The organism is Pseudarthrobacter phenanthrenivorans (genome assembly GCF_036455295.1).
Lineage (GTDB): Bacteria > Actinomycetota > Actinomycetes > Actinomycetales > Micrococcaceae > Arthrobacter > Arthrobacter phenanthrenivorans_C.
Genome location: NZ_JAYXNX010000007.1, coordinates 36,836 through 63,239, shown reverse-complemented (window position 1 = coordinate 63,239; position 26,404 = coordinate 36,836). Strand labels below are relative to the sequence as shown.

Genomic DNA, 26,404 nt, shown 5'->3' with positions numbered 1-26,404 from the left:
ACTCATCGGACAGAAAGTTCACAGATGATCAAGAGCACTACTGGCCTGCACCGCGCCATCGCGCTGGCAGGCATCTCCGCCCTGGCCCTGACAGCCTGCACGGGGCCATCGGGCGGCGGCGGTGGAACGGCCAGCGGCGGCAGCGCCGGTGGCGGTGCCATCACTTTCGGAACCACGGACAAGGTCGTCACCCTCGACCCCGCCGGCTCCTACGACGCCGGATCCTTCCTGGTCATGAACCAGGTGTACCCCTTCCTGATGAACTCCAAGCCCGGTTCTGCCGAGGTCAGCCCGGACATCGCGGAGTCTGCCTCGTTCACTGCTCCCACCGAATTTACGGTGAAGCTCAAGCCCAACCTGAAGTTTGCCAACGGCCACGCCCTGACTTCATCAGACGTCAAGTTCTCCTACGACCGCGTCATGAAGATCGACGACCCCAACGGCCCTGCTTCCCTGCTCTCCAACCTCAAGTCGGTCGATGCCAAGGACGACACCACCGTGGTCTTCAACCTGAAGCAGGCAAATGACCAGGTGTTCCCCAGCGTCCTGGGGACCAACACCGGACCCATCGTGGACGAGGAAGTCTTCCCGGCCGACAAGATCATGAGCGATGAGGACATCGTCGCCGCCAAGCCCTTCGCCGGCCCCTACACGATCGACTCCTACAAGAAGAACGAACTCGTCAGCCTCAAGGCCAACGCGGACTACAACGGACTGCTGGGCAAGCCGGCCAATGACAGCGCTGTCATCAAGTACTACGCCGACTCCAACAACCTCAAGCTGGATGTCCAGGGCGGCAACATCGACGTTGCCGGCCGCAGCCTGACCGCAACCGACGCCGCGGACCTGGACAAGGATTCCAAGGTCAAGGTCTACAAGGGGCCCGGCGGCGAGCTCCGCTACATCGTCTTCAACTTCGACACCATGCCCTTCGGCGCCAAGACGCCCGAGGCCAACCCGGCCAAGGCCCTTGCCGTGCGGCAGGCAATGGCCGACATCGTGGACCGCCAGGCCATCTCCGACCAGGTCTACAAGGGCACGTATGTTCCCGCCTACTCCGTGGTCCCGGACGGCCTCCCCGGTGCAACCCAGCCGCTGAAGGACATGTACGGCGACGGCAGCGGCAAGCCCAGCGTGGACAAGGCCAAGAAGACCCTGGCGGACGCCGGCGTTACCGGGCCCGTCAACGTGAAGCTGCAGTACAACCCGGACCACTACGGCAAGTCTTCCGGTGACGAGTACGCCATGGTCAAGGAGCAGCTTGAGAAGTCGGGCCTCTTCACCGTGGACCTGCAGTCCACCGAATGGGTCACGTACTCCAAGGCCCGTACGGCCGATGCCTACCCCGTGTACCAGCTGGGCTGGTTCCCGGACTACTCGGATGCGGACAACTACCTCACGCCGTTCTTCATTCCCGGAAACTTCCTGAAGAACCACTACGAGAACCCGACTGTCACGGACCTGATCCAGAAGCAGCTGACCACCCCTGACAAGACCGAGCGCCAGAAACTGATCGGCGATGTCCAGACCGCAGTTGCGAAGGACCTCTCCACGCTGCCGCTCCTCCAGGGCTCACAGCTGCTGGTGGCAGGAAAGGACGTCAAGGGCGTCGAAAAGACCCTTGACCCCTCCTTCAAGACCCGCCTTGGCGTCCTGTCCAAGTAAGCACTCCACCCCCATCCGGCTCTGACGGGCCAGAGGCGGGACGCCGCAACGGTGTCCCGCCTTTTGCCGGTCATCAGCCAGCATCGAGGGGACTGCTGGCTCCCGGTCACCACGAATACAGGTACCGATGACAACTTTGATTGACGCGCCACCCAGTGACGCGGACGCACTCCTTCCGCCCAGGAAGAAACAGGCAGGCGGAGGGCTGGGCCAGTATATCCTGGTCCGCTTCCTGCTGATTTTCCCTACCATCCTCATACTCGTCACCATGGTGTTCTTCCTGATGCGGATCACCGGTGACCCCATCACCGCTGCAATGGGCGGCCGGCTTCCTCCGGACCAGCTGCAGGAAAGAATCCATGCGGCCGGCTACGACAGGCCGCTGTTCGTGCAGTACTTCGAATACCTGGGCCAGCTTGCCACGGGGAACTTCGGCACCACCCTCTCGGACAACCGCAAGGTCACCGAGATGCTCACCACGTATGGAGCGGCCACCCTGGAACTGTCGATCAACGCCCTGATCGTCGCCCTCCTGGTGGGAATCCCGCTGGGCATGCTCGCCGCACACCGTCGCGACCACCTTCCGGACGCGGTCCTCCGGATCCTGGCCATCCTCTTCTACGCCACTCCTGTCTTCTTCGCCGGCATGCTGCTCAAACTGATCTTCTCGGTATGGCTGGGCTGGCTCCCGGTGGCCGGCCGCGCCGGCACCAGGACCGAACTGTCCCTCACGGGGCTGGAGGCGCCCACCGGCATCTACTGGCTGGACGCTTTGCGCAGCGGCAACATGGCAGCCTTCAGCGACGTGATGTCCCATGCTGTCCTTCCGGCCCTGGCGCTCGGCCTCCTGACAGCAGGCGTCTTCCTGCGCCTGGTCAGGACGAACGTCATCGGCACCCTCGGCAAGGACTACGTCGAAGCCGGCCGCTCACGCGGCGTCAGCGAGTTCCGGCTGGTGACCAAGCACGCCTACAAGCCGGCGCTGATTCCTATCATCACGGTCATGGGGCTGCAGATCGCCGTCATGCTCGGCGGCGCCGTGCTCACCGAAACCACCTTTGAGTGGAAAGGCCTCGGATTCCAGCTGGCCAACTACCTCACGGCGCGCGACTTCGTCGCCGTCCAGGGCATCGTGGTGCTGCTGGCCGTCATCGTCGCCGTCACCAACTTCATCGTGGACATCATCGCCGCGCTCATCGACCCCCGCGTGAGGTACTGACATGTCTGCCAACACCGCTATCGAACCCGTCACCAACCCCCGGGCACCGATGTTCCGGCGGCTGCCTGTCGTGTCGCACTTCAACAAGAGCGTCGGCCTGCAGCGCTTCATGCTGGTGGTGGGCCTGGTCCTCACCGGGATCTTCCTGCTCACAGCGCTGGCTGCACCGCTGCTGGCACCCTACGGCTTCGCGCAGCTGTCCGATGCCGACGGCAGCTTTCCCACCCAGCAGGCCCCGGGCGGCAAGCATCTCCTCGGCACCACCGTGGGCGGATACGACGTCCTGTCTCGGGTCATCTGGGGTACCCAGACCGCCCTGCTGGTCATCATCGTGGCTGTAGTCCTTTCCATCTTCGCCGGCGTTATCCTCGGCCTGGTCAGCGGGTACATCGGCGGATGGCTCGACCGCATCCTGGTGGTCGTTGCCGACGCGATCTACGCGTTCCCGTCGCTGCTGGTGGCCATCGTGATGGCCATCGTCATCAGCGGCGGCCAGTCCAGCCTGTTCGGCGGCATCCTGGCAGCGGCCATTTCCATCACCGTGGTCTTCATCCCGCAGTACTTCAGGGTGATCAGGGCCGAGACCATCCGGCTGAAGGCAGAGCCTTTCGTTGAATCCGCCAAGGTGGTGGGCGCATCGAACATCCGCATCATGACCCGGCACATCTACCGCAACGCCACCCGCACCCTGCCGCTGATCTTTACCCTCAACGCCTCTGAATCCATCCTGACCCTGGCCGGGCTGGGCTTCCTGGGCTTCGGCATTGAACCAAGCTCCGCGGCCGAGTGGGGATTCGACCTGAACAAGGCGCTCGCGGACACCACCTCAGGAATCTGGTGGACGGGTCTCTTCCCGGGCCTCGCCATCGTCTGGACGGTCCTTGGGCTGACGCTGGTAGGCGAAAGCATCAACGACCTGAACGATCCGCGCCTCCGCGGCCGGAAGCGGACCGGCCGCAAAGCTGCGGCCGCCGCACCGGCCACTCCCGCCGGTTCCGGCCCCGAAACAGAATTGAGCAACCCGTGAGCGAAAACCTCGGTTCCCTGTCCGACCAGCAAGACCGGGACCGGAAGACCGTCCTGGATATCGACCACCTGAAGGTCACCTTCGCCACCGACGGGGGAGACGTGTACGCCGTCAAGGATGTCAGCCTGGAGGTCAAAGCCGGCGAGGTGCTGGCCATCGTGGGCGAATCCGGCTCCGGCAAGACGGTCACGGCAAAGACCATCCTGGGGCTGCTCCCCGAGACCGCCGTAAGCTCGGGAGCGGTGCTGATCAACGGCACCAACGTCATCAGCCTCAGTCCGGGCCGGCTCCGCCAGATCCGCGGACGGGACGTGGCCATGGTGTTCCAGGAGCCCTCCACCGCCCTCAATCCCGTGTTCACCGTGGGATGGCAGATTGCGGAGGGGATCCGTGCGCACACCGGCGCCAACGGCGGGGGACGGGTGTCCGCCAAGGAAGCGAAGGCCCGGGCCATCGAGGCGCTGCGCAAAGTGGGGATCCCGGATCCCGAACACCGGGTCAACTATTATCCACACCAGTTCTCCGGAGGCCAGAAGCAGCGTGTGGTGATCGCTGCCGCCCTGGCGCTGAACCCTGGCCTGATCGTGGCGGACGAGCCCACCACGGCCCTGGACGTCACGGTCCAGGCGGAAATCCTGGAACTCCTCCGGGACCTAAGGGACAAATACGGCACCTCGATCGTGCTGATCACGCACAACATGGGCGTCGTGGCGGACCTGGCGGACCGGGTGGTGGTGATGTACCAGGGCGATGTCGTGGAGGAAGCCTCGTCGAAGACACTGTTCGCCGAGCCCCGGCAGGACTACACCCGCCACCTGCTGGCTGCAGTGCCACACCTGGGCCGCAACTCGGCGTCGGAAGGCCTCACCGAGCGGCGGCACCAGGATGAGGAGGTACTGGTGGCTGCCGACAACCTGGTGATTGAATATCCCGGGCGGTTGGGCTCTCCGGCCTTCAAGGCCGTGGACGGCGTCAGCTTCACCCTGTCCAGGGGCGAGGTATTCGGCCTGGTGGGAGAGTCCGGATCCGGAAAAACAACTATTGGCCGCGCCATCGCCGGGCTCAACCGCACCACGGGGGGCAGCCTCAAGGTGCTGGGCTACGAGATGCTGAACCTGCGCGAACGCACCTTCAAGCCGCTGCGCAAAGACATCGGCTTCGTCTTCCAGGACCCCGCTGCATCATTCAACCCGCAGCTGACCATCGGCGAGTGTATTGCCGAGCCCATGCTCATCCACACCCGGCCCAGCGAAGCGCAGGCGCGCAAGCGCGTCGGTGAGCTGCTTGAATCAGTCCAGCTGCCGGCGTCGTACGCAGGCCGGTACCCGCACGAACTGTCCGGCGGACAGCGGCAGCGGGCATCACTGGCCCGCGCCCTGAGCCTGAACCCCCGGCTGCTGATCGCGGACGAGCCGACGTCGGCCCTGGACGTTTCGGTGCAGGCAAAGGTCCTGGAGCTGTTCCGGGACATCCAGGAGGAGTTCGGGTTCGGCTGCCTGTTCATCAGCCACGACCTTGCCGTGGTGGACATCCTGTCCTCCTGGGTTGGCGTGCTGTACAAGGGAAAGCTGGTGGAACAGGGGATCGGCAGCCAGGTCATGGGCAATCCCCAGCATGACTACACCCGGCGGCTGATTGCCTCCCTGCCGGTGCCGGACCCTGCCGAACAGGCCAAACGCCGGGAGGAGCACCGCGCACTCCTGGGGACCTGATCCCGCAGGAATCCCATGCTGTGGACAGCGCCGGTGCCGGCAGCCCCGGCACCGGCGCTTAACACCCGCGGCTATTCGATCGGCTCCCATAGACTGGAGCCATGACGCAGCACAACCCCAGTTCTCCTGGCTCCGACGATTTTGATCCATCCGCCAGCTCCCTGGCAGGCCACGTGGACGATTCGGTGATGGCTGAACTGCTGTCAATCCGCTCCAGCATCGACAACATTGATGCCACCTTGGTGTACCTGCTGGCAGAGCGCTTCAAAGCGACCCAAAAAGTGGGGTTCCTGAAAGCAACCCATCGCCTGCCGGCCGGCGATCCGGGACGTGAGGCAGCGCAGATCGCACGGCTGCGGCGTCTCGCCGAGGACGCGCACCTCGACCCTGCGTTCGCGGAAAAGTTCCTCAACTTCATCATCGGCGAAGTGATCCGCCACCACGAGGCCATCGCCGAGGACCATCAGGCCACCTCCGGCCAGCAGCCCCAGACCTCCGCACTGGCGTGAGCCGGGAACAGCAACAGCCCGGGTCCGCCCCTCTAAGTGCCTCCCGCCCGCCCAAGGAAGCCATGCCCCTGCAGGTAACTGCCACGGGCCTCGGAACCTGGCCTGGGGAAGATCCGCTGGAAGCCGCCCGGATCATCCGCGGGGAGCTGGGCAGTCCGCACCTGCCGTTCCTGGCGGAACTGCCGGACCGCGGGGTTGGTTCCGATGCCCTGGGACGCACAGCGTCGCTCCTGGAAGATCTTGCGGTGGACGTCCAGCCCCATGGGTGGCGGCTGGTCGATCGGCCCGGCAAGGACATGCGCCGCGCGGCGTCGGCCCTGTCCACAGACCTGAACGTCCTGGCAGATGTTGCAGGGGCGGAGGACGTGTCCGCCGGTGAACTGAAAGTGCAGTTGGTGGGTCCGCTCAGCCTTGCGGCCGGACTGTACCTGCACAACGGAGAGCGGGCCCTGCTGGACTACGGGGCCCGCCGGGATATCGCGGCTTCCCTTGCCGCAGGGGTGGCCGGCTTCCTCACGCGGGTGGCTGCCGCCGTTCCGGACACCCGCCTTGTGGTGCAGGTGGATGAGCCGGCCATCGCCGCCGTACTTGGTGGGACCATCCCCACAGCGAGCGGCTACCGCACGCTAAGGGCGGTGGCAGCATCGGAAGCACGCGAATCCTGGCGCGTGGTCCTGGATGCCCTTCACTCCTCCGGTGCAGACGGGATAGTGATGGCGTTCCCCGAGATCGAGGCACCCATCGAATTGGCCCTGGCGGCAGGGGCGGACGGCGTGGCATTGCCGCTCAAGGCCCTGACCAACCGTCAGTGGGAGCAGGTGGCGGGCGCCGTGGAGGCAGGAAAACAGTTTTGGGCCGGTGCCGTGGATGTATCGGCCAAGGGCCCGCTGCCCAAGGTGGCCGACTGCGTGGACTCGGTATGGCGTCCCTGGCGCCAACTGGGCCTTCCGCCCTCGCTGCTCGGTGCCGTGCGGGTCACGCCCTCTGCGGGACTGGCCGGACTTACGCCGGCGCGGGCCACGGCGGTCCTGGGAAGGCTGACGCACGTGGCCGACGGCCTGAACCAGCAGGCACTGGGGTAGGCGCTACACCCGGTTTTCCCACCGCTCAGGCTGCGCATAGCGGGGCAGGTAGCTTTGGGCGGAACTGCCGCCAGTATAGGGGCGCAGCCGGTAGTCGAACGCCCCCGCATACACCAGGACCAGTCCAATCTGTGGCTGGATGACCTTGACCTGGATACGGTGCCGGCCGTTGTGGCCGGCGGCCGGGTCCCACCACTGCTCGGCGTACGCTTTGGCATCCAGGGCTTCCGGGAGCGGTACCCGCAGCGGTCCAAGGAAAAGCCGGGACGCCTCCGAGACTCCGCGCAGCCTGCCGTCAGGTGTAACGCCGAGGTTGAGGTCTGTGACCAGGCGCCGGTACCGGCCCACGTAGTCAACCAGCTGCGTCCGGCCGCCCTGGTCGGTGGCACTGGTGGTGTCCTGGAAGAGCCGGGTCCGGCCGGGGAACCGGATCTCGCGGCGGGCTGTAAGGCTGGAGCGGCCGAAGGGGTCCTGATGGGCGTGGTTCTCGATGCGGAAAGGAATGTTCTCTCCGTACTCGGGAAAGAAGGCTTCCTCACCCCCGGCGAGCCGAAGCAAAGGGCGCAGCCACCGCTGGCGGCACCCCACGACGTCGAACGTTCCTTCCCCTACGCCGTACTGCCCGGACCCCGGCGCCAGCGAGAAGTACTCCTGCAGTTCGGGCTGCAGCCGGGAAAACCCCGTGCCCAGGGCCTGCTGGTAGATGGGGACGCTCATGAAGTGGACCTCTCGTTGCCTGGGACTGCGCTGACTGCCTGTGGGTTCACAATTTACCGGCTGCCTTGAGCCGGATGTACATGTCCGCCAGCCGGGGTGGCAGCTCCTGCGGCTCGGCGTCCACCACTTCCACCCCGCAGCGCCGGAGTTCGGCGGTGACCGCTGCCCGCTGAAGGAGAGCCCGTTCCGCGGCAGCAGCCCGGAACACCCCGGTGGCGTCGCTTCGCTCCCGGAGCATGGTTCCCAGCTGAGGGTCACGGACGGCCGCCACCACAACGACGTGCTGGGTGGCCAGCCGTTCCGCCACCGGCAGCAGGCCCTCCTCCGGGGCTCCGCCGTCCAACGACGTCAGCAGCACCACGAGTGACCGGTGCACCGAGACCGCGCGCACCTGCGCCGGAACTGCAGGCCAGTCCATTTCGATGAGCTCCGCGTTGAGGGGAGCCATGGCCTGGACCAGCCGGGCCAGGATGCTGCCCTGCCCGGCCGAGCCGGCACGTGCCCGGGTCCTGCGGTCAAAGGCCACGAAGTCCACACGGTCGCCGCCCCGTTCTGCCAGGACGGCCAAAAGGAGCGCAGCCTCGAGCCCGGTGTCAAGGCGCGTTTCGTCACCGATCCTCGCCGCGGACGTGCGGGAGGTATCCAGGACCAGTACCACCCGCCGGTCCCGTTCGGGGCGCCATGTGCGCACTACGGTGGCGGAGCGCCGGGCCGTGGCCCGCCAGTCGATGGACCTGACGTCGTCGCCGCGGACGTAGTCGCGCAGGGAATCGAACTCGGTACCGGCCCCGCGGATCTGGACCGCCGCCTTTCCATCGAGTTCGCGGAGCTTCCGCAGCTTTGAGGGCAGGTGCCGCCGGGAATGGAAGGGCGGCAGGACGCGCACCGAGCCCGGGCATTCGATGGTCCGCTGGCGGGCAGCCAGTCCCAGCGGACCAAACGAGCGAAGAGTCACGTGGTGTGCAGCAAGGTCTCCCCGCCGGACCGGCCGGAGCCTGACGGTGAACCGCCTGCGTTCGCCAGCAGGAACGTTGATGTCCTGGACCGCGTTCTGCGCCCCGGCAGAGGGCTGCCAGCCATCGCGCAACGTTCCCCGGACTGCGCGGGCGCCCCCATTGTGGAGCGTGAGCACGGCGTCCACCGTGTTGTTGAGCGTCACGTTTTCCGGTTCCGCGCGGAGGGCCCCCACCCTGCGAAGGGAACCTGCGAACAGCAGGTCTGCAGCCAGCAGGGCCACAAGCAGGGCGCCGGTGGCCAGTACGGTAGGCCACCCCGGGAGCAGCAGCACAGGCACCAGGCCAAGCAGCACCAGTGCCACGTAACGGCCCGAGATGGCCATCAGCGGGGGACGGGAACGGAGGCCAGGATGCTGGCCAGGACGTCGTCCACCCGCACCCCGTCCATCTGGGCTTCGGGCTGCAGGGCCACCCGGTGCCGGAGGCAGGGCAGCGCCAGCGCCTTGACGTCGTCCGGGGTGACAAACGCACGGCCGGAGAGCCACGCCCACGATCTTGAGGTGTTAAGCAGGGCGGTGGCGCCCCGCGGGGAGACACCAAGCTGGAATGAGGGCGCGGCGCGGGTTGCCCGCACCAGGTCCACGATGTAGCCGATGACCTCCGGCTCCACGGCCACCCGCGTCACCGCTTTCCGTGCCCGCTCCAGGTCCTCCCCGCCGGCGACCGCGGTTACTCCCGCAGCCGTAAGGTCACGGGGATCGAAGCCTGCGGCATGGCGGCGGATGACTTCAATCTCATCCCCCCGTTCCGGCAGCGGCATGGTGAGCTTGAGGAGGAACCGGTCCAGCTGGGCCTCCGGCAGGGGATAGGTCCCTTCGTATTCCACCGGATTCTGGGTGGCCGCCACCAGGAAGGGGGCCGGCAGCCGCCGCGACACTCCATCCACGGATACCTGGCGCTCTTCCATGGCTTCCAGGAGTGAAGCCTGGGTCTTTGGCGGGGTGCGGTTGATCTCGTCGGCCAGCAGGAGGTTGGTGAAGACGGGCCCCTCGCGGAAGCTGAACTCGGATGTGCGCGAGTCGTAGACCAGCGAACCGGTGACATCGCCCGGCATGAGGTCCGGGGTGAACTGCACCCTCTTCGTGTCCAGGCTCAGCGCGGCGGAGAGGGCGCGGACCAGGAGGGTCTTGGCTACGCCGGGGACGCCTTCCAGCAGCACGTGCCCCTGGGAAAGCAAGGCAATGAGGAGCCCGGTGACGGTTGCATCCTGTCCCACCACTGCCTTTGCCACCTCCCGGCGGACAGCCAGCAGCGCCTGGCGGGCGCCGTCGTCGTCCAGGGGGCTGTTGGAAGCCAATGAATTCAGGACTGCCGGCCCACTGCTCTGTTCACTCATCGGTCCATGACCTCTTTCTCCAGTTTGTCCATGGCCTGGGACCAGGCCACCAGCCGCGTTTCGGTTGTGGGGCGTTCGTTGATCAGCATGCGGACCTCCGCGCTGTCCCTGCCGAGCAGGCGGCCAGCTGCGGCGATAATGTCCTCGGCGGTGGCGCCGGGGCCAAGCCTGAGCTTCCCGGCCAGCCGCACCAGCAGCCCGGACCGCAGGTTGTCGCGCGCCTGTCCGATGGCGCGCCCGTCCTGGTAGAGCCGTGCCCGTCCCTCTGCCGTCTCGACGGCCTTGACCACAACCGGCAACGATTCAAAGACCAGGGGGCCGTTTCGCCGTCCCCTCCACACGATGGCCGCCAGAGCCACCACCAGCAGCCAGGGACCCAGGAACCGGGCCCAGCCAGGCGCCAGGTCATCGAGGGTTTTCGGGGAGCCGCCCACGGCGACGTCCTCCAGTGAGGGCAGGTACCAGACGAGGTCCGGCGACGCACCGAGCATCCGGATTCCCAGCGCGGCGTTCCCCAGTTCGTCCAGCTTGTCGTTGCCCAGGACCTCGGTGCTGCCCAGCACAGCCAGGCGTCCGTCGCTGCTGACGGCGAGCATTCCGGCGGTTCCTGCAGCGCGGTAGCAGGATATGCCGCCGTCGTAGACGTATCCGCCCTGGGCGGTGACTTGCCCCGCTGCCTCCGCGTCCGGCAGGGCGCATCCGGGGTCCAGGACTGGGAAGGCATCGGGGACCACGCCGGCCTGGCGAATGCCGATGTCAAGGCCGGTGAGGGTCTCCAGCCGGGGGGAGACCACCACCACGCGGTGCGCGGCCGCCGTCAGGGCTGCCAGTTGCGGCTTACCCAGGATGCCGTTGCGGTCGTACAGCAGCAGGGTAGGCGAGGAACTGGCCCGCAGGTCCTCCAGCGCTGTGTCAAAGCGATTGGGGGTGTGCACCGAGACACCATGCCGGCCGAGGATTTCGGCAACGGCCTTCGCCCCACCCGGGCCCGCGTTGTGGACGGAAAGGGGAACCGTGTCACCTTTCGGCGCGAGCTGCGTGCCCACGATGAGGGCCAGCGCGGCGGCCACGGCAGCACATGCCGCGGCCGCGGCTCGGTGTTGCCGTAGCCAGGCTGCGAAGGTTCGTCGCTTGGCGAGCGGCCCGGCGGACCGCTCATCTTCCTCAACAGGGTGCGTGCCGGCCCCGGCAGTGCCCGTCATGGCACCGGCATCCCGCTGCCGGTGGAGGCGGGCCTCATCGCACCCAGTGTTGCGTCAAGCGCCACCATCTCCTGGTAATCGGGGCTGTCCGCTGCCCTGTTTCCGTAACGGATGCCGTCAAACGTTGCGGCTGCCCGGGCCAGCCGCAGGGCCTCGGCGCCGAAAGGAACGGACAGTGCCCGTGCCGCCTCATCAGCAGTCCGCCCCGCCTGGGGGTCCAGGATGGCGCGGTCCTCAGCGCTGCGGACCACGGCGCGGAAACGGTCGACGACGGCGTCCCCCCACCTCCCTGCCGAGGCCGCGGCCTCGGCACGGTTCCGGTAGTCCACCGCAGTCAGTGCCGTTTCCCTTGCGAAGACGTCCTGGACCTTTCGTGCACGTGCATTCAGGCGGGGACGGGCCAGGAGGACGGCGGCTGCGATGATCACGGCAATGACGAGGGCGATGACGGGGCTGGGGACCGTTGCAGCGTCGCCTTCGGAGCCGTCCAGTGACCGCAGCCAGTCCAGGAAGTTCCGCCACAGAGTGTCCAGCCAGGACGGGGCCGCCTCACGGTACTCGGGTTTGGCCAGTTCTTCTGCTGCCCAGCGCCTGGCCTCCGCGGCACCGGGAAGTACCGGAGGTTCAGCGGCCATGTGGCCATGCCCCTGGTGGCGTTACGTACCCGGAGTACGGCGTGCTGCCGGTGGCGTGGGGTCCCCGGCCGGGGATCCCGTCAGGATCCGCGCCGGTCTCCATTTCGCGCAGCAGTTCAATGTCCAGTCCGTCCTTGCGCATCCGCAGGTCCATGTAGAGGAGTGCCATGACGGACGTCTGGAACGCATAGCCCACAGCACCCAGCAGGGCACCGAGGACCGCGGTGATGATCCCCATCGCCACAGCCATCCCGGCATCCTGTCCCCTGCCCCCGTGCGGCGAGACCACCCCGGAGAGGATTGCAGGCAGGATGCTTGCCGGGATCAGGACGACCTGGGTGACCACACCGACCAGGATGGCAACCACCAGGCTGATGCCGAAAATCCGCCACCAGTTGGCCCGGGTCAGCTCCCAGGAGCGCCGGACCGCGGCAAATGCACCCAGTTCTTCGATCACGACGGCGGCGGGCGCCACCACCACCTTGATGGCCACCCAGAGGAACACGGCAAAGAAGCCCAGCATGAGGGGAACGACCAGCAGGGTGGCCACACCGCGGACGTTGGAGAACACGAGGACGATGGCCAGGAAAAACAGCATGACCGCGGCCAGTGCCGCCGCGGCCAGCAGGGCCGCCAGCCCGATCAGCGCGCCGATCCTCGGGCGCGCCAATGACAGCATGCGCCGGAAACCGGTAGGCCTGTTCAGCACGGACCGGGCCACGGGGACCACCATGGCGCCCTGGAGGACAGCGGAAATGAGTACGGACAGTATGGACAGGAGGGCCAGGCCGGCCATCAGCCCGATTCCGAGGGACCCTATTCCAGGGGAAGCGGGGCCGGTTCTGCCGGCCGTCGCCGCCCACGACTCCACGGACCCCGACGATGTTGCGATGAATCCTGTCAGCACCGCTGCGAGGATGGCTGACAGGGCCTGGGCCAGCAGGCCCGCGCCGAGAATGGCCTTGGCGTTGCGCCTGATCGCCTGGAAAGAACCGTCCAGGACTTCCCCGAAAAGCAGGGGCCGCAACGGGATGATCCCTGGCTTTGGCGGAGCGACGTAGCGGGGCTGGGCCCGATATGGTGCGCCATACTGTGGGCCGGGATACGGTGACCCGTTATTGGGAGGGCCTCCGTAGGGGGCTCCGTTGTATTGGTGTGCCCCGTAGCTCTGGCCGCCGTAGGGCGTCCCCGGATATGGAGGCCCGGGGTACGGGCTGTTTGAGGGCGGAGGCTGCGGGGGCTGTTGGCCTTGGGCCGGCCACGGCGGCTGCTGCCACGCTTGCTGCTCCGAGGGGCCCTGCCGCGACGCGTTCCCGCCGGGCGGCATCCACGGCACTTCCCGCGCGGGGGGTGGGGGAGGCGGCACGTCCGGGCCACCTCCGGCACCATAGGCGGAGCGGGCGTCTTGGGCGCCTTCCGGCCGTTCCTGGATGGGCTCCTCGGCCCCCGGCTGCTCTTGTGACACTGTTTCCTCCCCCAATATCTGTCCGCTTGCCCCGGCCGCCGAAAGGCGCCACCGGCACATCGGAACATGACCCCAAGACTATAGTTTCGGCGTCGGACGGCCTAGTACCGCGCCATGCCAGAGCCCGCTCAACAGGACAAACCCATCCCGATAAGGGAATATATAGCTATGAAGGCACGCATTCTGGTGGTAGATGATGACGAAGCGCTGGCCGAGATGATTGGAATTGTCCTCCGTAATGACGGCTTCGAGCCGGTCTTTTGCGCCGACGGCGCCCAGGCCCTGGACGTTTTCCGCTCGTCGCGGCCGGACCTGGTCCTGCTCGACCTCATGCTTCCGGGTATGGACGGCATCGAGGTATGCCGGCAGATCCGCGGGGAGTCCGATGTGCCCATCGTCATGCTGACCGCCAAGTCCGATACCTCGGACGTCGTCCGCGGCCTGGAATCCGGTGCCGACGACTACGTGCCGAAACCTTTCAAGCCCGCCGAACTGGTGGCACGCGTCCGGGCCCGCCTCCGTCCCGGCGACCAGAAGGCACCCGAAACGCTCAAGATCGCAGACATCACCATCGACGTCGCCGGGCATACCGTCAGCCGGGGGAATGACCGCATCTCCCTGACGCCACTGGAATTCGACCTCCTCGTGGCGCTCGCCCGCAAGCCCTGGCAGGTCTTCACCCGCGAACTGCTGCTGGAGCAGGTGTGGGGCTACCGCCATGCTGCCGATACGCGGCTGGTCAACGTCCATGTCCAGCGCCTGCGGTCCAAGATTGAGCAGGACCCGGAAGCCCCGGAAGTTGTATTGACGGTGCGTGGTGTCGGCTACAAAGCAGGGGTCTGACTCCGCTGCGCAGGACGGGGAACCGGTCCAGCGCGCAACCCCGCATCCAGCGGATACCGGCCTGAACCCGGATAGCGGCGGACTGGATGAGGCCGTGGAGGACAGCAACGCACAGGACGGCGCGGGGCACGGTACGGGCGGTCGCGGTGACGGCTTGGCCCACGGACTGAGGCATGTGGCCTTCCGGGCAGGAATCTGGCGGCGGCGCGCCCTTATCGTGACCCTGCGCGTCGTCAGATTGGTGCGCACGGGTGTCGTGCGGTTCCTCCCGGGGCTTCGATACCTCGGCCGGGCCCTGCAAAAGCGCTGGCGCCGTTCCCTGCAGTTCAGGACGGTCCTGACCACCCTGATGCTCGCAGTGACGTCATTCGCCGTCGTCGGCGCCTACCTGTCCAACCAAATTGCCAACAACCTGTTCCAGGAGCGGCTCAGCCAGGCGGAGTCGGAAACCCGTTACTACGTCAAGCAAGTGCAGGACACGTTTGACGGCGCGCAGGTCACCGACCAGTCCAGCGTCATTACCCTGGTTTCGGACACACTCAGCGCAGTGGAAGGCAGGGGCTCCGTAATCCAGAGACGCTATGTCTTCGAAGCGATGCCCAACCAGACCAAGCCGCGAAACCGCTGGGTGGAGTCCCGCGCCTCCGACCAACTCACCGTAAGCGTCATCCCGGCCGACCTGCGGAAGGCGGTCCAGGAATCGGGCAAGGACCAGTACTGGGCATCCACTGTCATTCCGGTGGGAACAGAGGACCGGCCGGGAATCGCGGTGGGGAACAAGGTGACCTTCAACGGCACCGTTTACGAGCTTTACCTGATCTACGATCTCAACACCGCACAGCAGACCCTCAACGAAATCCAAAGTGTCCTCTGGGCCGGTGGTGCCGTGCTGGTCCTCCTGATCGGTGCCGTAGCCTGGTACGTCACCCGTAACGTGGTCAGTCCGGTCAGCCACGCCGCTATGGTGTCCGAGAAGCTGGCAGCCGGGCAGCTTCAGGAGCGCATGGTGGTTCGGGGCGAGGACGAAGTGGCCCGCCTGGGAGCTTCCTTCAACCACATGGCGGCCAGCCTGCAGGAACAGATTACCCAGCTGGCAACGCTCTCGCAGATGCAGCAGCGCTTCGTCTCCGATGTCTCGCACGAGCTGCGGACACCGCTCACCACAGTCCGCATGGCCGCGGAAGTCCTGTACGACGCGCGTGACGATTTCGACCCGATCAACAAGCGGTCCGCCGAGCTGCTATACAACCAGGTGGAGCGGTTCCAGTCATTGCTCTCCGACCTCCTGGAGATCAGCCGCTTCGATGCCGGGGTTGCGGAGTTGGACGCTGAGCCCGAGGACCTGCTCCAGGTGATCGCACATGTCATAGAGGGCGCGGCACCCGTGGCTGCTGAGTATGGTTCGGACATCCTTTACACCGCTCCCGAGGGTGCCATGATCGTTGAAATGGACGCCCGGCGGATTGACAGGATTCTGCGGAACCTGATCCTGAACGCTGTGGAGCACGGTGAGGGCAGGCCGGTGACCGTCACGGTCGCCGCCAATGAGACTGCCGTGGCCGTCGCGGTCCGGGACCATGGTATCGGGCTGGACCAGGCCCAGGCCGCCCGCGTTTTCGACAGGTTCTGGCGGGCAGATCCTGCTCGGGCCCGTACGACTGGCGGGAGCGGCCTGGGTCTGTCGATTGCAATGGAAGACACCAAGCTGCACCACGGCTGGCTGCAGGCCTGGGGAAGGAAAGGCGACGGCGCCAACTTCCGCCTGACGCTCCCGCTGCGACAGGAGGACGGGATCACCGAGTCGCCCCTGCAACTGGAACCCAAAGACGTCACCACCCCGGGAGCTCCGGGCAGTATCCCCGCGGAAGAGGGCAACACAAACATGCTGGTGCTGCAGGCCGGGGGCGCCGCTCCCGCTTCGCCGCGGGTGCCCGAGGAGACACAATGAGGGCCACACGGCGCCGCGCCAAGTTTCTTGCGGGACTCCTCGCGCTGCTGGCCGTCCTTCTCTCTGGCTGTGCCCGCATTCCCACTTCCGGGCCGGTGGGGAAAAGCAGCGAAAGCAGCGCCGGCAACGTCAGTGCACCGGTGTTCCTTCCGGCAGCGCCGCAGCCGGGCGCGTCACCTGAGACCATCATCGACTACTTTTACCGCGCGGGCAGCGGCTACGAAGACGACTACGCGGTGGCCCGTCAGTACCTAACGCAGGCGTCCGCCGTGTCCTGGAAGCCTGACAAGCGCGCCCTTGTATACCGCGAGGCCCGCGTCGTGCCCACGAGCACGGAAAACGTCTTCAATTATGAGCTGGACGTCTCCTACACCGTGGACGCCGACGGCATCGCCACCCAGTCGCCCCCGGGAACCATCGAACGAATTCCCGTGACTGTGACCCAGGTCGACGGGGAGTGGCGGATATCCGCCATCCCGGACGGAACCGCGATCGCTGAGGAAACATTCAAGGTCATCTACGGTGCCTATCCCATCTACTTTTACGATCCCACGTTCACCTACGCCATACCCGATGTCCGGTGGTTCCTCAAGAACAAGACCGTCAAAGCCATGACCAGCGCGCTGCTGGCCGGCCCGGCCCCCTACCTCCGCGGCGCCGTCGCCAGTGCCTTTCCCTCCGGGATCAAACTGGCCAGGGAATCCGTGCCCGTTGTCTCCGGCGCGGCCCAGGTGGACCTGACGGCCAAGGAACTGACGGAGACCTCTGCCGAGGACCGGCTGCGCATGCAGATGCAGCTGACCCTGACGTTCCGCAGCCAGCCCGACGTCGTCAACGTGGAGCTGCGGGCGAACCAGGACCTTGTCAGGGTCGAGGACAACGGATCTGTTCTTCCCCCCGTCCTGGACAAAACGGTGCCGTCGCGCCAAATAGCCATCAGCGGCAACGAACTGGTGCGCTACGAAAACAACCGTGTCTCGCCGCTGCCGGACATGCAGTCGGTGTCCGCGCTTAATCCCCGATACCCGGCGGAATCGCCCGTGTCGCAGACCGCAGCTTTCCTCAATGACGGCAGGACCACCCTGTACAGCATCAGCCCGGGCCAGCCAGCCCGGGCCCTGACCACCCGCAGTACTCTTAGCCGGCCCTCCTTCAGCGTCAACGACTGGGTGTGGACGGCCGGCCCCGGCGCTACCGGTGCCACCGAAGTGGTGGCGTTCCATCCCACCGGGGTGGCGGAGGGCGCACCCGTTCCGTCCGTCACCCTGGCACCTTCCTGGCTTGCGGGCCGCACGGTGAAGGAGTTCCGCGTGTCACGTGACGGCGTGCGCGCCCTGGTGATTTCGGAACAGGACGGAAAGTCCAAAGTGCAGGTGACGGGCGTAATCCGGGCCGGAGACGGCACACCGCGTGAGCTGACCGCTCCCATCACCCTGGTGGCGGACGGCGATCCTGACCAGGGGGTCTGGGTGAACGGCACTACTGTTGCCGTGATGAAGGCCGCGGCGGGTTCCAACGTCACGCCGGAGCTGTTGTCCTTCACCTCAGGGCAGCCGCAACAGCTCGCGCCCTGGCCCGGCCTGGTTGCCATCAGCGGCGGAAACGGCACCGACGACATCTATGTGCAGTCCGGGGAGGGGATCTTCCAACGCCTCGGCAACGGCTGGTCGCCGCAGATCAAGGGCCCGATCGACCCGGCGTTCCCAGGCTGAGGTTCCGGGGAGCTGGAGCAGCCTGCGGGCGTTGCAATTTGCCATCGTCCTGCCGTGCGAGGGTTTTCCACATGGCCGCTTCCGGGCAGACCGGTAGCTTGGTGTCTGCTCCATAGTGGGACCATGAAGGCCCTGTTGCGCAGACGCGGATCCGCCCGTGGCGGGCACCAAGGGATCCGTTAGTGGATCCGGACCTTGCCCCGGCACCCCCGGTGGCACTGCACCGGGCTGAACAGACGGCGGCAGCACTGCGCATTTTCGAGTGGCTGTCCGGCGCCGCGGGCGACCTCCTTGCCTTGGCGGTCCCGGTGGACTGCGTCTGCTGCGGGGCGGAAGACCGCACCCTTTGCCCGTCCTGCGCCAGCCGCATCCGGCAGCTGACAAGACAGCCGTTCCGAGCGGAAGGCGGGTCCCCTGCCCTCATGGACGTTGCCGGGGAAGTGCTGCTGCCCGTGGTGGCCGCGGGTGTCTACCGAGACGAGCTGGCACAGGGACTGCTGTCGTTCAAACGGCACGGGCAACATCAGCTTGGCTCAAGCCTTGGCCGGGTGTTGGCATCAGCAGTCAGGTCCGCTGCTCCCGCTGGAAACGGAGTATTGCTGGTCCCCGTCCCCACCAGCACGGCGGCCTACGTCAGCAGGGGCTTCAGCCCCGTCCACCTGCTTTTGAAGGTGGCCGCGAGGCAGCTCCCGGGTTTCGATGTTGCAGATGCACTCGGCAAGATTCCTGTTTCCGGTCACGGGCTGCCCGGCGGGTACAACGGGCTGGCCGGCCAAAAGGGCCTGGGCAGGGGAGCGCGCTCGCAACGCGTCCGGGGGTCCATGAAGGTCAAACCCAGGGCCCGGACAAAGGTCGCGGGACGGCCCTGCCTCATCATCGACGACGTCCTGACCACCGGTGCGACTCTTGGCGAAGCCGCCCGCGCACTGCACCGCGAAGGCGCACAGGTGAGGGGCGCCGTCGTACTTGCGGCGACACGCCCGACCGATGCCACCGCCCGTGACGCCCCAGACGCCGGAGTGCGCGGTGACCGCCACGTCTTAGAAAAAAATAAACCGGGAAAGGATGAATAACGGGTGGCTATGAACTAACGTCTGAGGTGGGTACCAAGAACAGAATGTACCTTTCGATGGCGGCTCGGAGAGGGGCTCGACTGTCAGGCAGCCCGGCCCAAGGAAGCGCCGCCGTCGTGTCACCGAAGTCATTTGGAGGGCACCATGGAGTTTATGATCAGCGGACGAAATCTGACCGTTTCAGACCGGTTCCGCGAGTACGCCGGGGAAAAGATTGCAAAAATCGAATCCCTGGGTGACAAGATCCAGCGCGTGGACGCAAAAGTTTCCAAGGAGACCAATACCCGGCAAACCGGCGACCAGTTGACCGTTGAGGTTACGGTCCTGGGCCGTGGTCCCGTAATCCGTGCCGAAGCGAGCGCCGCAGATAAGTTTGCCGCCTTTGACCTCGCCTACAACAAACTGCTTGAGCGGCTCCGCCGGGCCAAGGACCGCAAGAAGGTCCACCACGGGCGTCACACCCCAAAGGCTGTCCGCGAAGCAACCGCTTCCCTTGAACCAGCCAGCGCCCACGAGCCGCTGTACCTTGAGGCCAACCGGTGGAGTGAAACCGGACAGACTCCAGAGGAAAAATCCCCTTACGACGTCGAAAACGACATCCCGGCAGGGAACTCACCGGTACTGATCCGCCGCAAGGTTTTTCCCGCTGCTTCCATGACACTCGACGATGCTGTGGACAACATGGAACTCGTCGGCCATGACTTCTATCTCTTCGTGGACAAGGCAACCAACACTCCGTCGGTGGTGTACCGTCGCCGCGGCTGGACCTACGGCGTCATCACCCTGGACCACGAATGCGAGCCCGGAGACACCGTCGTTGAGGAAAAGGTCTTGGCCTACCGCTCCGATGACGCTCCCGCCAACGCTTAGAGTGGACCCGGCCACCGCCAGAGAGGTCTGAATGCCGGCAACGCTAAGCCTTGACCAGGCACGGCGAATCGCGCTGGCGGCGCAGGGACTCCACAAAGAACGGCCCACCGGCCCCGTCACAGCACGGGCGGTGGGCCGTACTTTTGCCCGTCTGCAACTCGTCCAGATCGATTCCGTCAACGTTTTGGTCCGCAGCCATTTCCTGCCCTTCTACTCACGTTTGGGCGATTACGACCGCGACATCCTGCACCGCATGTCCGGGCGGCCTCCCCGCCGCATGCTTGAGTACTGGGCGCACGAAGCGAGCTATATCCGGCCGGAGCACTACCAGGACCTGCTTCTGTGGCAGAAGAGAGCGTGGGTGGGCGCCTCCCGGATGGACCCCGGGCTCCGGGACGATGTGGCGGCCAGGATCCTGACGGTCCTCGCCCGTTCCCGGCCCATGACTGCTTCGGAACTCACCGCAAGTATCGGCCACATCGAGGATAAACAGGTAGCCAACTGGGGATGGAACTGGAACGCCGTTAAGCGGGTGCTGGAACACCTCTTTGAAGAAGGAGTGGTCTCCGCCGCATCCAGGACCGGGCAGTTCGAACGCAGGTACACCCTGGCCCCCAAAGTCCTTCCAGCCCAGGCTCTTCCGGGGGAGGAAACGGACCCCACGGCAGCGCTCCAACGGTTGACCGATGCTGCGGCCCGCGCGCACGGGATCGGAAGCATCCGCTGTTTCGCCGACTATTTCCGGACGCCCGTCAAGGCAACCGCACTGGCCGTTGAGCACCTGGTGAGGCTGGGAAGGCTCGAACCTGTCGAGGTCGCGGGCTGGAGCCGCCCTCTTTTCCGGCACACGGATGCGGTAATGCCGAGGCGCGCCACCGGACGCGCCCTGCTAAGCCCGTTCGACTCCCTGGTCTTTGAGCGCCGTCGGCTGTGGGAACTGTTCGGCTTCCATTACCGGATCGAGATTTACACACCGGAGCCCAAACGGCGCTTTGGGTACTACGTCCTGCCCTTTCTGCTGCGCGACAGGATCGTGGCCAGGGTGGATCTCAAGGCGGACCGGGCAGGGGGACGGCTGCTGGTCAGGTCAGCCTTTGCCGAGCCGGATGCGCCGGCGGATACCGCCGTCGAACTCGCCGCCGAGCTGAAGCTGATGGCGCGATGGCTTGGACTGCCCGGGGTGGACGTGGGCCACGCAGGGGATCTCGCAGCGGCGCTGGCGCATGAGGTGGCACGTTTGTAGGGAGGATCCGCTCTCAGGGAAAAGGGGCCCGGCCTCGGTGTCTCTCCCGTAGACTGAACACGCCAGAATTCGGCGGCATCAGACTGGGAGCATCTTCACGTGGCATCACTTATCGAAAAAATTCTCCGCACGGGTGACAAGAAGACACTCCGGCAGCTGAGAAACTATGCCGACTCCATCAATGCCCTCGAGGACTCGTTTAAGACATTCACCGACGCCGAGCTTCGTGAGGAAACCGACCGCCTGCGTGCCCGCCACCAGGACGGCGAGAAACTTGATGACCTGCTGCCGGAGGCGTTTGCCGCCGTGCGTGAAGCGTCCTCACGGACCCTTGGCATGCGCCACTTCGACGTCCAGCTGATGGGTGGCGCTGCCCTGCACCTGGGCAACATCGCCGAAATGAAAACCGGTGAAGGCAAGACCCTGGTGGCGACCGCTCCCGCCTACCTGAACGCCCTCACCGGCAAAGGTGTCCATGTCGTCACGGTCAATGACTACCTTGCCGAATACCAGTCTGAGCTCATGGGCCGGGTCTACCGTTTCCTTGGCCTGACCAGTGGCGTCATCCTCTCAAACCAGGATCCGGCCGTTCGCCGCCAGCAATACGCCGCCGACATCACGTACGGCACCAACAACGAGTTCGGCTTCGACTACCTGCGCGACAACATGGCCTGGGACCGGACTGAACTCGTCCAGCGCGGCCACAACTTCGCCATCGTCGACGAAGTTGACTCCATCCTTATCGATGAGGCCCGCACGCCGCTGATCATCTCCGGACCGGCGCAGGGGGACACCAACCGCTGGTACAGCGAGTTTGCCAAAGTGGTCCTGCGGCTGCAGCCGGAGAAGGACTACGAGGTGGACGAGAAGAAGCGCACCGTCGGAGTCCTGGAGAGCGGGATCGAAAAAGTTGAGGATTACCTCGGTATCTCCAACCTCTACGAGTCCGCGAACACCCCCCTGATCGGATTCCTCAATAACGCCATCAAGGCCAAAGAACTTTTCAAGCGGGACAAAGACTACGTCATCCTGGACGGCGAGGTCCTGATTGTCGATGAGCACACCGGCCGCATCCTGGCCGGACGGCGCTACAACGAAGGCATGCACCAGGCGATCGAGGCCAAGGAAGGCGTCGAGATCAAAGCGGAAAACCAGACCCTGGCTACCGTGACCCTGCAGAACTACTTCCGTATGTACAGCAAGCTTTCGGGCATGACGGGTACCGCCGAGACTGAGGCGGCCGAGTTCATGAGCACCTACAAGCTGGGCGTGGTGGCCATCCCCACCAACCGTGACATGCAGCGGATCGACCAGCCGGACCTTGTCTTCAAGAACGAAGTCGTGAAGTTCGACGCCGTGGTGCGGGACATCGCCGAACGGCATGAAAATGGCCAGCCCGTCCTAGTGGGCACCACCAGCGTGGAGAAGAGCGAGTACCTCTCCAAGCTGCTCGCCAAGGAAGGCATCCGGCACGAGGTCCTGAACGCCAAGAACCATGCCCGGGAAGCTGCCATCGTGGCGCAGGCCGGCCGGAAGGGCGCTGTCACCGTGGCCACCAACATGGCCGGCCGCGGCACCGACATCATGCTGGGCGGCAACGCCGAATTCACGGCTGTCGCCGAACTGGCCAAGCGCGGGCTGGACCCGGAAGAAAACTCCGACGAATACGAAGCCGCGTGGCCGGCCGCCCTCGAGGCAGCCAAGCAGTCGGTGAAGGATGAACACGAGGAAGTCCTGGATCTCGGAGGTCTTTACGTCCTGGGCACCGAGCGCCACGAGTCCCGCCGCATTGACAACCAGCTCCGCGGCCGCTCCGGCCGCCAGGGTGACCCCGGCGAGTCAAGGTTTTACCTCTCCCTGACCGATGACCTCATGCGGCTTTTCAACTCCGGAGCGGCGGAACGGCTGATGAACAGCTCGGTCCCGGACGACGTGGCGCTGGAATCAAAACTCGTATCCCGGGCCATTGCCTCCGCACAGGGACAGGTGGAGGGCCGCAACGCCGAGCAGCGCAAGAATGTGCTGAAGTACGACGACGTCCTCAACCGCCAGCGCGAAGCCATCTACAGTGACCGGCGGCGCATCCTGGAGGGCGATGATCTTCACGAAAAGGTGCAGTTCTTCGTGGAGGACACCATTACTGCCCTTATCGACGCGGCCACCGCGGAAGGAAACGGCGATGACTGGGACTTCCACCAGCTTTGGACGAACCTCAAGACGCTTTACCCGGTCAGCGTTACAGCCGAAGACATCATCGAAGAGGCCGGAGGCAAATCCAGGGTCACCGTGGAGTTGCTGAAGGAAGAGATCCTCTCCGATGCCCGCCTGCAGTACCAGGCACGGGAGGAGGCAATTGGCTCCGAGAGCATGCGGGAGCTTGAGCGCCGCGTGGTCCTTTCCGTCATTGGACGTAAGTGGCAGGAACATCTTTACGAGATGGATTACCTCAAGGAGGGCATCGGGCTGCGCGCCATGGCCCAACGCGATCCCTTGGTGGAGTACCAGCGCGAAGGTTTCGCCATGTTCCAGAGCATGATGGAAGCGATACGGGAGGAAAGCGTCGGATTCCTCTTCAACCTTGAGGTGGAAGTAACTCCCGCCCAGGACGTCGTGGTGCCGGATGCTGCAGGCGGCCACACCGAGCACGTGGACCCCCAGGTTCACGCCGCCGGTCTTGAGGCGCCCGAGAAACCCGCGCAGCTGCAGTACACGGCTCCCAGCGAGAACGGCGAAACCCAGACCCGTGTGGAGACCCGGGCCGGGGGCGGACGCTCAGGCAACCCGGCCAAGGCAGCTGCCCAGGATGCCGCCAAGCGCCCGGCGAAGAAAAAGAAACGCTAGCACCGCAGCCGGAGGCTGCCGCTCCGTGGCGGGCAAAGACAGGCAGGGACGAACGCGTCCCTGCCTGTTTTTTGCCCTCTTGCCGATGCCTTTCGTCCCTTTGGCTGCCCTCGCCATCTTCCATGGCTCAGCCGATGACGAGTTCGACTACCCGCCACACCTGCTTACTCCGCTCGAGCCGGAGCGCAACGGCCCGGGCGCGCACATCGTCCACCACTACGGCACTTGCCTCGTAAATTCCCTGGGCCACTTCGCACACCCGCACGGAGCGCACTGTCGAATTGCGGTGGAGCCTGACCAACGCAGGATTGCCTGTCCTGGTGATTTCCCGCCTTATCAATGCGGCGCGGTGTTGCAGCGATGCCATGCACTGTGGGTCGAGGCGCCGTGCCAGCTGGTGGGCGGGACGTATCCCGGCCAGCACCTCCATGGAGGCCTGGACAGTGCCCCGCGCTATCGCCCGCACCTCAGCGGCCTCACTTACCGGCTTCAGCGACGGATGCCCGGCGGGGGACTGTCCTGCTGGTTTCGCCGTAGATGTCCCCGTCCCTGCGATGTCCTTCCTGCCGTCCCGGGTGGTGTTGGCCGGCCCCGGAACCGGACGGACAGGTGTAACTGCGGTCATTGTTTCCCCCTGGTTTGTTTGGTAGATGGACGGCCTGGATCGAGACCGGCTATGAACTTTCGGGCGCGTGAAGAACTTGGCCGGGGAGCAGGACATCCGGGCTCCCGCCTATCAGCCCGCGGTTCGCGTCGTACCATCGCGGCCATTCCAGAGCGATTTCCACGTCCGAGGCCTCTGGTCCGAGGTAACAGGCTGCGATGTCCCACAGAGTGTCGCCTGCCAACACAGTCACAAGCTTTGCCTTGCCTCCCGCGTCGGTCGCGGCCATGCTTCTGCTTTCAGGTCCCGCCAACAGTCCCTGCTCCACCAACGGGGGAGCCGGCTGCCAACCGGGATCGACTGTGGATATGGGCAAGGGGCCGCCCTGCCTCACCACCGGCCCAGCTGCTGCTTGGCTTGTGAATGCTTTCTGGGCCGGCTCGAACGGGGCTGGCAGGGCAGCAGCGCTCAGGTTGTCGTTCACTGTGGGGGAGGGGTCGGCTGGGGCGGGCGCAGAGGTGGCGGAAGCCGGGAGCGATTGCGCCTGCGTTGGCGTCCACTGGGGCCCTGGTGCCGTGGCCGAGGCATTCGCCGCCACGCCCGTCACGAGCTGGACAGAGAGTGCAGCAACTACAGCCCGCTGCATGAAAGCGGGAGAGAACCTGCGTGCAGCCGCAGCGGCCTGCCGCCGTCCCACGTGATCAAGCACAACGGCTGCTCCAGCACCGAGGACCGAAACCGTCCACCAAAGGAGGATGCCGATGCCGGCTGCTGCCGCTGCCGTTGCGAGGAGGACATCCGTTGACATGTCGTGATGACGGGCAGCGGAGTCCTGCCATTGAGCGAGGAGGGCGGCTCCGAGTGTGCACAGCACAAGGCCGAGCATCAGAAGGGCCAGCGCCATCGCGATATCAGGTCCTTTCCCTGCCGTAGAACGCGCCACGTCTTCTCCTTTGGTGCGTTTTGATGTCATTTGACCCTGTTAGCAATAGTTTGGTTCGTCTCACGGAGATTTGTCCATACGTTGGACTGAAAAAGTTCCGCGCGTTGACGGACAGTTCAGGGCGCCCTACGCTGGCGGGATGCGCTGGGATGCTCTCTTTGATGACATGGAAGGCCAGCTTGCGGAGGCCGACCGGCTGGCGCTCGACAGCGAGATTAACGAGCGGGCCAGGGCAGAGATGGTGGGTCTGCCGCTCGAAGACAGACTGCGCGCGGCTGTCGGTTTTCGGATCACCGTCCATCTCCTCTGCGGAGAGTCGGCTCATGGGGAACTGACGCATGCGGGCGCCGATGCGCTGGTCCTTGACGAGGGGCCGCACCAAGTGCTTATTCCTTACGCTGCCGCGGCGCGGTATGTGGGCCTCGGCCGATATACCGTGCAGGAAGACTCCCCGGTGCGCCAAGCCATCGGGCTGGCCCACTCACTGAGGACGCTCGCCCGGGACAGGGCGGAGCTCTCAGTCACAACAGCCGGAAGCGGGGGCCCGGTGCGTCTGGCCGGTGTCATAGACCGTGTGGGGAAGGACTATATTGACCTCGCGTCGGTGATTCCAGGGGAAGACCGCCGGAGGGACGGCGTGAGCCAGGTCTCGGCAATTCCATTCGCCGCCCTGGCGATGATCAGGTCCCGCTACAGCTGATAGCTGTTGAAGGCGGTGGCTACCGGGCCCGGAAAGCAGATC

22 protein-coding genes are annotated in these 26,404 nt (G+C 65.6%); 14 read left to right on the top strand and 8 right to left on the bottom strand.

Annotated features, from left to right (window positions below):
* Positions 1-24: 24 nt before the first annotated feature.
* From VXJ37_RS10915 to VXJ37_RS10890, 6 genes are all read left to right on the top strand, one after another.
* Entirely contained in the window at positions 25-1,665 is a 1,641-nt protein-coding gene (locus VXJ37_RS10915) for an ABC transporter substrate-binding protein (RefSeq protein ID WP_331323066.1), read from the top strand.
* 127 nt (positions 1,666-1,792) lie between these two features.
* The gene (locus VXJ37_RS10910; protein ID WP_331323065.1) at positions 1,793-2,884 is read left to right on the top strand and encodes an ABC transporter permease; all 1,092 of its coding nucleotides are present in this window, start codon (positions 1,793-1,795) and stop codon (positions 2,882-2,884) included.
* 1 nt (position 2,885) lies between these two features.
* Entirely contained in the window at positions 2,886-3,911 is a 1,026-nt protein-coding gene (locus VXJ37_RS10905; RefSeq protein ID WP_331323064.1) for an ABC transporter permease, read from the top strand.
* Positions 3,908-5,623 (top strand): ABC transporter ATP-binding protein, encoded by a 1,716-nt coding sequence (locus VXJ37_RS10900; protein ID WP_331323063.1) that lies wholly within the window; start codon positions 3,908-3,910, stop codon positions 5,621-5,623. Before VXJ37_RS10905 ends, VXJ37_RS10900 begins: the two co-directional genes overlap by 4 nt.
* Positions 5,624-5,724: 101 nt before the next feature.
* Positions 5,725-6,132, top strand: coding sequence for a chorismate mutase (locus VXJ37_RS10895; protein ID WP_331323062.1), 408 nt, complete (start codon positions 5,725-5,727; stop codon positions 6,130-6,132).
* Between the two features lie 62 nt (positions 6,133-6,194).
* Positions 6,195-7,214: a hypothetical protein gene (locus tag VXJ37_RS10890; RefSeq protein ID WP_331323061.1), complete on the top strand. Its 1,020-nt coding sequence runs from the start codon at positions 6,195-6,197 to the stop codon at positions 7,212-7,214.
* Positions 7,215-7,217: 3 nt separating this feature from the next.
* Here VXJ37_RS10890 and VXJ37_RS10885 read toward each other — a convergent pair whose 3' ends face one another.
* Genes VXJ37_RS10885 through VXJ37_RS10860 form a run of 6 tightly spaced genes read right to left on the bottom strand, consistent with a single transcriptional unit; the run spans position 7,218 to position 13,147 of the window.
* Positions 7,218-7,931, bottom strand: coding sequence for a DUF4166 domain-containing protein (locus VXJ37_RS10885; protein WP_331323060.1), 714 nt, complete (start codon positions 7,929-7,931; stop codon positions 7,218-7,220).
* Positions 7,932-7,977: 46 nt separating this feature from the next.
* Positions 7,978-9,270: a DUF58 domain-containing protein gene (locus VXJ37_RS10880; protein WP_331323059.1), complete on the bottom strand. Its 1,293-nt coding sequence runs from the start codon at positions 9,268-9,270 to the stop codon at positions 7,978-7,980.
* Entirely contained in the window at positions 9,270-10,283 is a 1,014-nt protein-coding gene (locus tag VXJ37_RS10875) for an AAA family ATPase (RefSeq protein ID WP_331323058.1), read from the bottom strand. The genes VXJ37_RS10880 and VXJ37_RS10875 overlap by 1 nt, the downstream gene beginning before the upstream one ends.
* Complete coding sequence (locus tag VXJ37_RS10870; protein WP_331323057.1) at positions 10,280-11,485, bottom strand: DUF4350 domain-containing protein; 1,206 nt, start codon at positions 11,483-11,485, stop codon at positions 10,280-10,282. The genes VXJ37_RS10875 and VXJ37_RS10870 overlap by 4 nt, the downstream gene beginning before the upstream one ends.
* A complete protein-coding gene (locus VXJ37_RS10865; protein WP_331323056.1) occupies positions 11,482-12,120 on the bottom strand; it encodes a DUF4129 domain-containing protein in 639 nt (212 codons plus the stop codon). Before VXJ37_RS10865 ends, VXJ37_RS10870 begins: the two co-directional genes overlap by 4 nt.
* Positions 12,110-13,147 carry a hypothetical protein gene (locus VXJ37_RS10860; RefSeq protein ID WP_331323055.1) on the bottom strand — a complete coding sequence of 346 codons (1,038 nt, stop codon included), beginning with the start codon at positions 13,145-13,147 and terminating at the stop codon, positions 12,110-12,112. Before VXJ37_RS10860 ends, VXJ37_RS10865 begins: the two co-directional genes overlap by 11 nt.
* Positions 13,148-13,753: 606 nt before the next feature.
* On the opposite strand from VXJ37_RS10860, the gene mtrA reads away from it, so the two are divergent.
* The 7 genes from mtrA to secA all read left to right on the top strand — a co-directional run bounded on the left by mtrA (position 13,754) and on the right by secA (position 24,115).
* The gene (mtrA, locus tag VXJ37_RS10855; RefSeq protein ID WP_141942272.1) at positions 13,754-14,428 is read left to right on the top strand and encodes an MtrAB system response regulator MtrA; all 675 of its coding nucleotides are present in this window, start codon (positions 13,754-13,756) and stop codon (positions 14,426-14,428) included.
* Positions 14,429-14,645: 217 nt separating this feature from the next.
* Complete coding sequence (gene mtrB, locus VXJ37_RS10850; RefSeq protein ID WP_440589798.1) at positions 14,646-16,376, top strand: MtrAB system histidine kinase MtrB; 1,731 nt, start codon at positions 14,646-14,648, stop codon at positions 16,374-16,376.
* A complete protein-coding gene (locus tag VXJ37_RS10845; RefSeq protein ID WP_331323052.1) occupies positions 16,373-18,088 on the top strand; it encodes an LpqB family beta-propeller domain-containing protein in 1,716 nt (571 codons plus the stop codon). Before mtrB ends, VXJ37_RS10845 begins: the two co-directional genes overlap by 4 nt.
* Before the next feature lie 182 nt (positions 18,089-18,270).
* Positions 18,271-19,161: a ComF family protein gene (locus VXJ37_RS10840; protein WP_331323051.1), complete on the top strand. Its 891-nt coding sequence runs from the start codon at positions 18,271-18,273 to the stop codon at positions 19,159-19,161.
* Positions 19,162-19,305: 144 nt separating this feature from the next.
* Complete coding sequence (hpf, locus tag VXJ37_RS10835) at positions 19,306-20,031, top strand: ribosome hibernation-promoting factor, HPF/YfiA family (protein ID WP_331323049.1); 726 nt, start codon at positions 19,306-19,308, stop codon at positions 20,029-20,031.
* 31 nt (positions 20,032-20,062) lie between these two features.
* Complete coding sequence (locus VXJ37_RS10830; RefSeq protein ID WP_331323048.1) at positions 20,063-21,274, top strand: winged helix-turn-helix domain-containing protein; 1,212 nt, start codon at positions 20,063-20,065, stop codon at positions 21,272-21,274.
* A 99-nt stretch (positions 21,275-21,373) separates the two neighbouring features.
* Positions 21,374-24,115 carry a preprotein translocase subunit SecA gene (gene secA, locus VXJ37_RS10825; protein ID WP_331323047.1) on the top strand — a complete coding sequence of 914 codons (2,742 nt, stop codon included), beginning with the start codon at positions 21,374-21,376 and terminating at the stop codon, positions 24,113-24,115.
* Between the two features lie 127 nt (positions 24,116-24,242).
* On the opposite strand, the gene VXJ37_RS10820 is transcribed toward secA, so the two are convergent.
* Both VXJ37_RS10820 and VXJ37_RS10815 read right to left on the bottom strand, forming a co-directional pair.
* Complete coding sequence (locus VXJ37_RS10820; RefSeq protein WP_331323046.1) at positions 24,243-24,740, bottom strand: Rv3235 family protein; 498 nt, start codon at positions 24,738-24,740, stop codon at positions 24,243-24,245.
* A 49-nt stretch (positions 24,741-24,789) separates the two neighbouring features.
* Positions 24,790-25,662, bottom strand: coding sequence for a LysM peptidoglycan-binding domain-containing protein (locus VXJ37_RS10815; RefSeq protein WP_331323045.1), 873 nt, complete (start codon positions 25,660-25,662; stop codon positions 24,790-24,792).
* 139 nt (positions 25,663-25,801) lie between these two features.
* On the opposite strand from VXJ37_RS10815, the gene VXJ37_RS10810 reads away from it, so the two are divergent.
* Positions 25,802-26,362: a hypothetical protein gene (locus VXJ37_RS10810; RefSeq protein ID WP_331323044.1), complete on the top strand. Its 561-nt coding sequence runs from the start codon at positions 25,802-25,804 to the stop codon at positions 26,360-26,362.
* Positions 26,363-26,404: the final 42 nt, after the last annotated feature.

Bases quoted from the DNA above. Each gene is read 5' to 3' on its own strand.
- VXJ37_RS10910 (WP_331323065.1), top strand. From the start codon at position 1,793: ATGACAACTTTGATTGACGCGCCACCCAGTGACGCGGACGCACTCCTT.
- VXJ37_RS10845 (WP_331323052.1), top strand. From the start codon at position 16,373: ATGAGGGCCACACGGCGCCGCGCCAAGTTTCTTGCGGGACTCCTCGCG.
- VXJ37_RS10895 (WP_331323062.1), top strand. From the start codon at position 5,725: ATGACGCAGCACAACCCCAGTTCTCCTGGCTCCGACGATTTTGATCCA.
- VXJ37_RS10915 (WP_331323066.1), top strand. From the start codon at position 25: ATGATCAAGAGCACTACTGGCCTGCACCGCGCCATCGCGCTGGCAGGC.
- VXJ37_RS10870 (WP_331323057.1), bottom strand. From the start codon at position 11,485: ATGACGGGCACTGCCGGGGCCGGCACGCACCCTGTTGAGGAAGATGAG.
- VXJ37_RS10830 (WP_331323048.1), top strand. From the start codon at position 20,063: ATGCCGGCAACGCTAAGCCTTGACCAGGCACGGCGAATCGCGCTGGCG.
- VXJ37_RS10810 (WP_331323044.1), top strand. From the start codon at position 25,802: ATGCGCTGGGATGCTCTCTTTGATGACATGGAAGGCCAGCTTGCGGAG.
- VXJ37_RS10820 (WP_331323046.1), bottom strand. From the start codon at position 24,740: ATGACCGCAGTTACACCTGTCCGTCCGGTTCCGGGGCCGGCCAACACC.
- VXJ37_RS10875 (WP_331323058.1), bottom strand. From the start codon at position 10,283: ATGAGTGAACAGAGCAGTGGGCCGGCAGTCCTGAATTCATTGGCTTCC.
- VXJ37_RS10865 (WP_331323056.1), bottom strand. From the start codon at position 12,120: ATGGCCGCTGAACCTCCGGTACTTCCCGGTGCCGCGGAGGCCAGGCGC.
- mtrA (WP_141942272.1), top strand. From the start codon at position 13,754: ATGAAGGCACGCATTCTGGTGGTAGATGATGACGAAGCGCTGGCCGAG.
- VXJ37_RS10905 (WP_331323064.1), top strand. From the start codon at position 2,886: ATGTCTGCCAACACCGCTATCGAACCCGTCACCAACCCCCGGGCACCG.
- VXJ37_RS10885 (WP_331323060.1), bottom strand. From the start codon at position 7,931: ATGAGCGTCCCCATCTACCAGCAGGCCCTGGGCACGGGGTTTTCCCGG.
- VXJ37_RS10880 (WP_331323059.1), bottom strand. From the start codon at position 9,270: ATGGCCATCTCGGGCCGTTACGTGGCACTGGTGCTGCTTGGCCTGGTG.
- VXJ37_RS10890 (WP_331323061.1), top strand. From the start codon at position 6,195: ATGCCCCTGCAGGTAACTGCCACGGGCCTCGGAACCTGGCCTGGGGAA.
- hpf (WP_331323049.1), top strand. From the start codon at position 19,306: ATGGAGTTTATGATCAGCGGACGAAATCTGACCGTTTCAGACCGGTTC.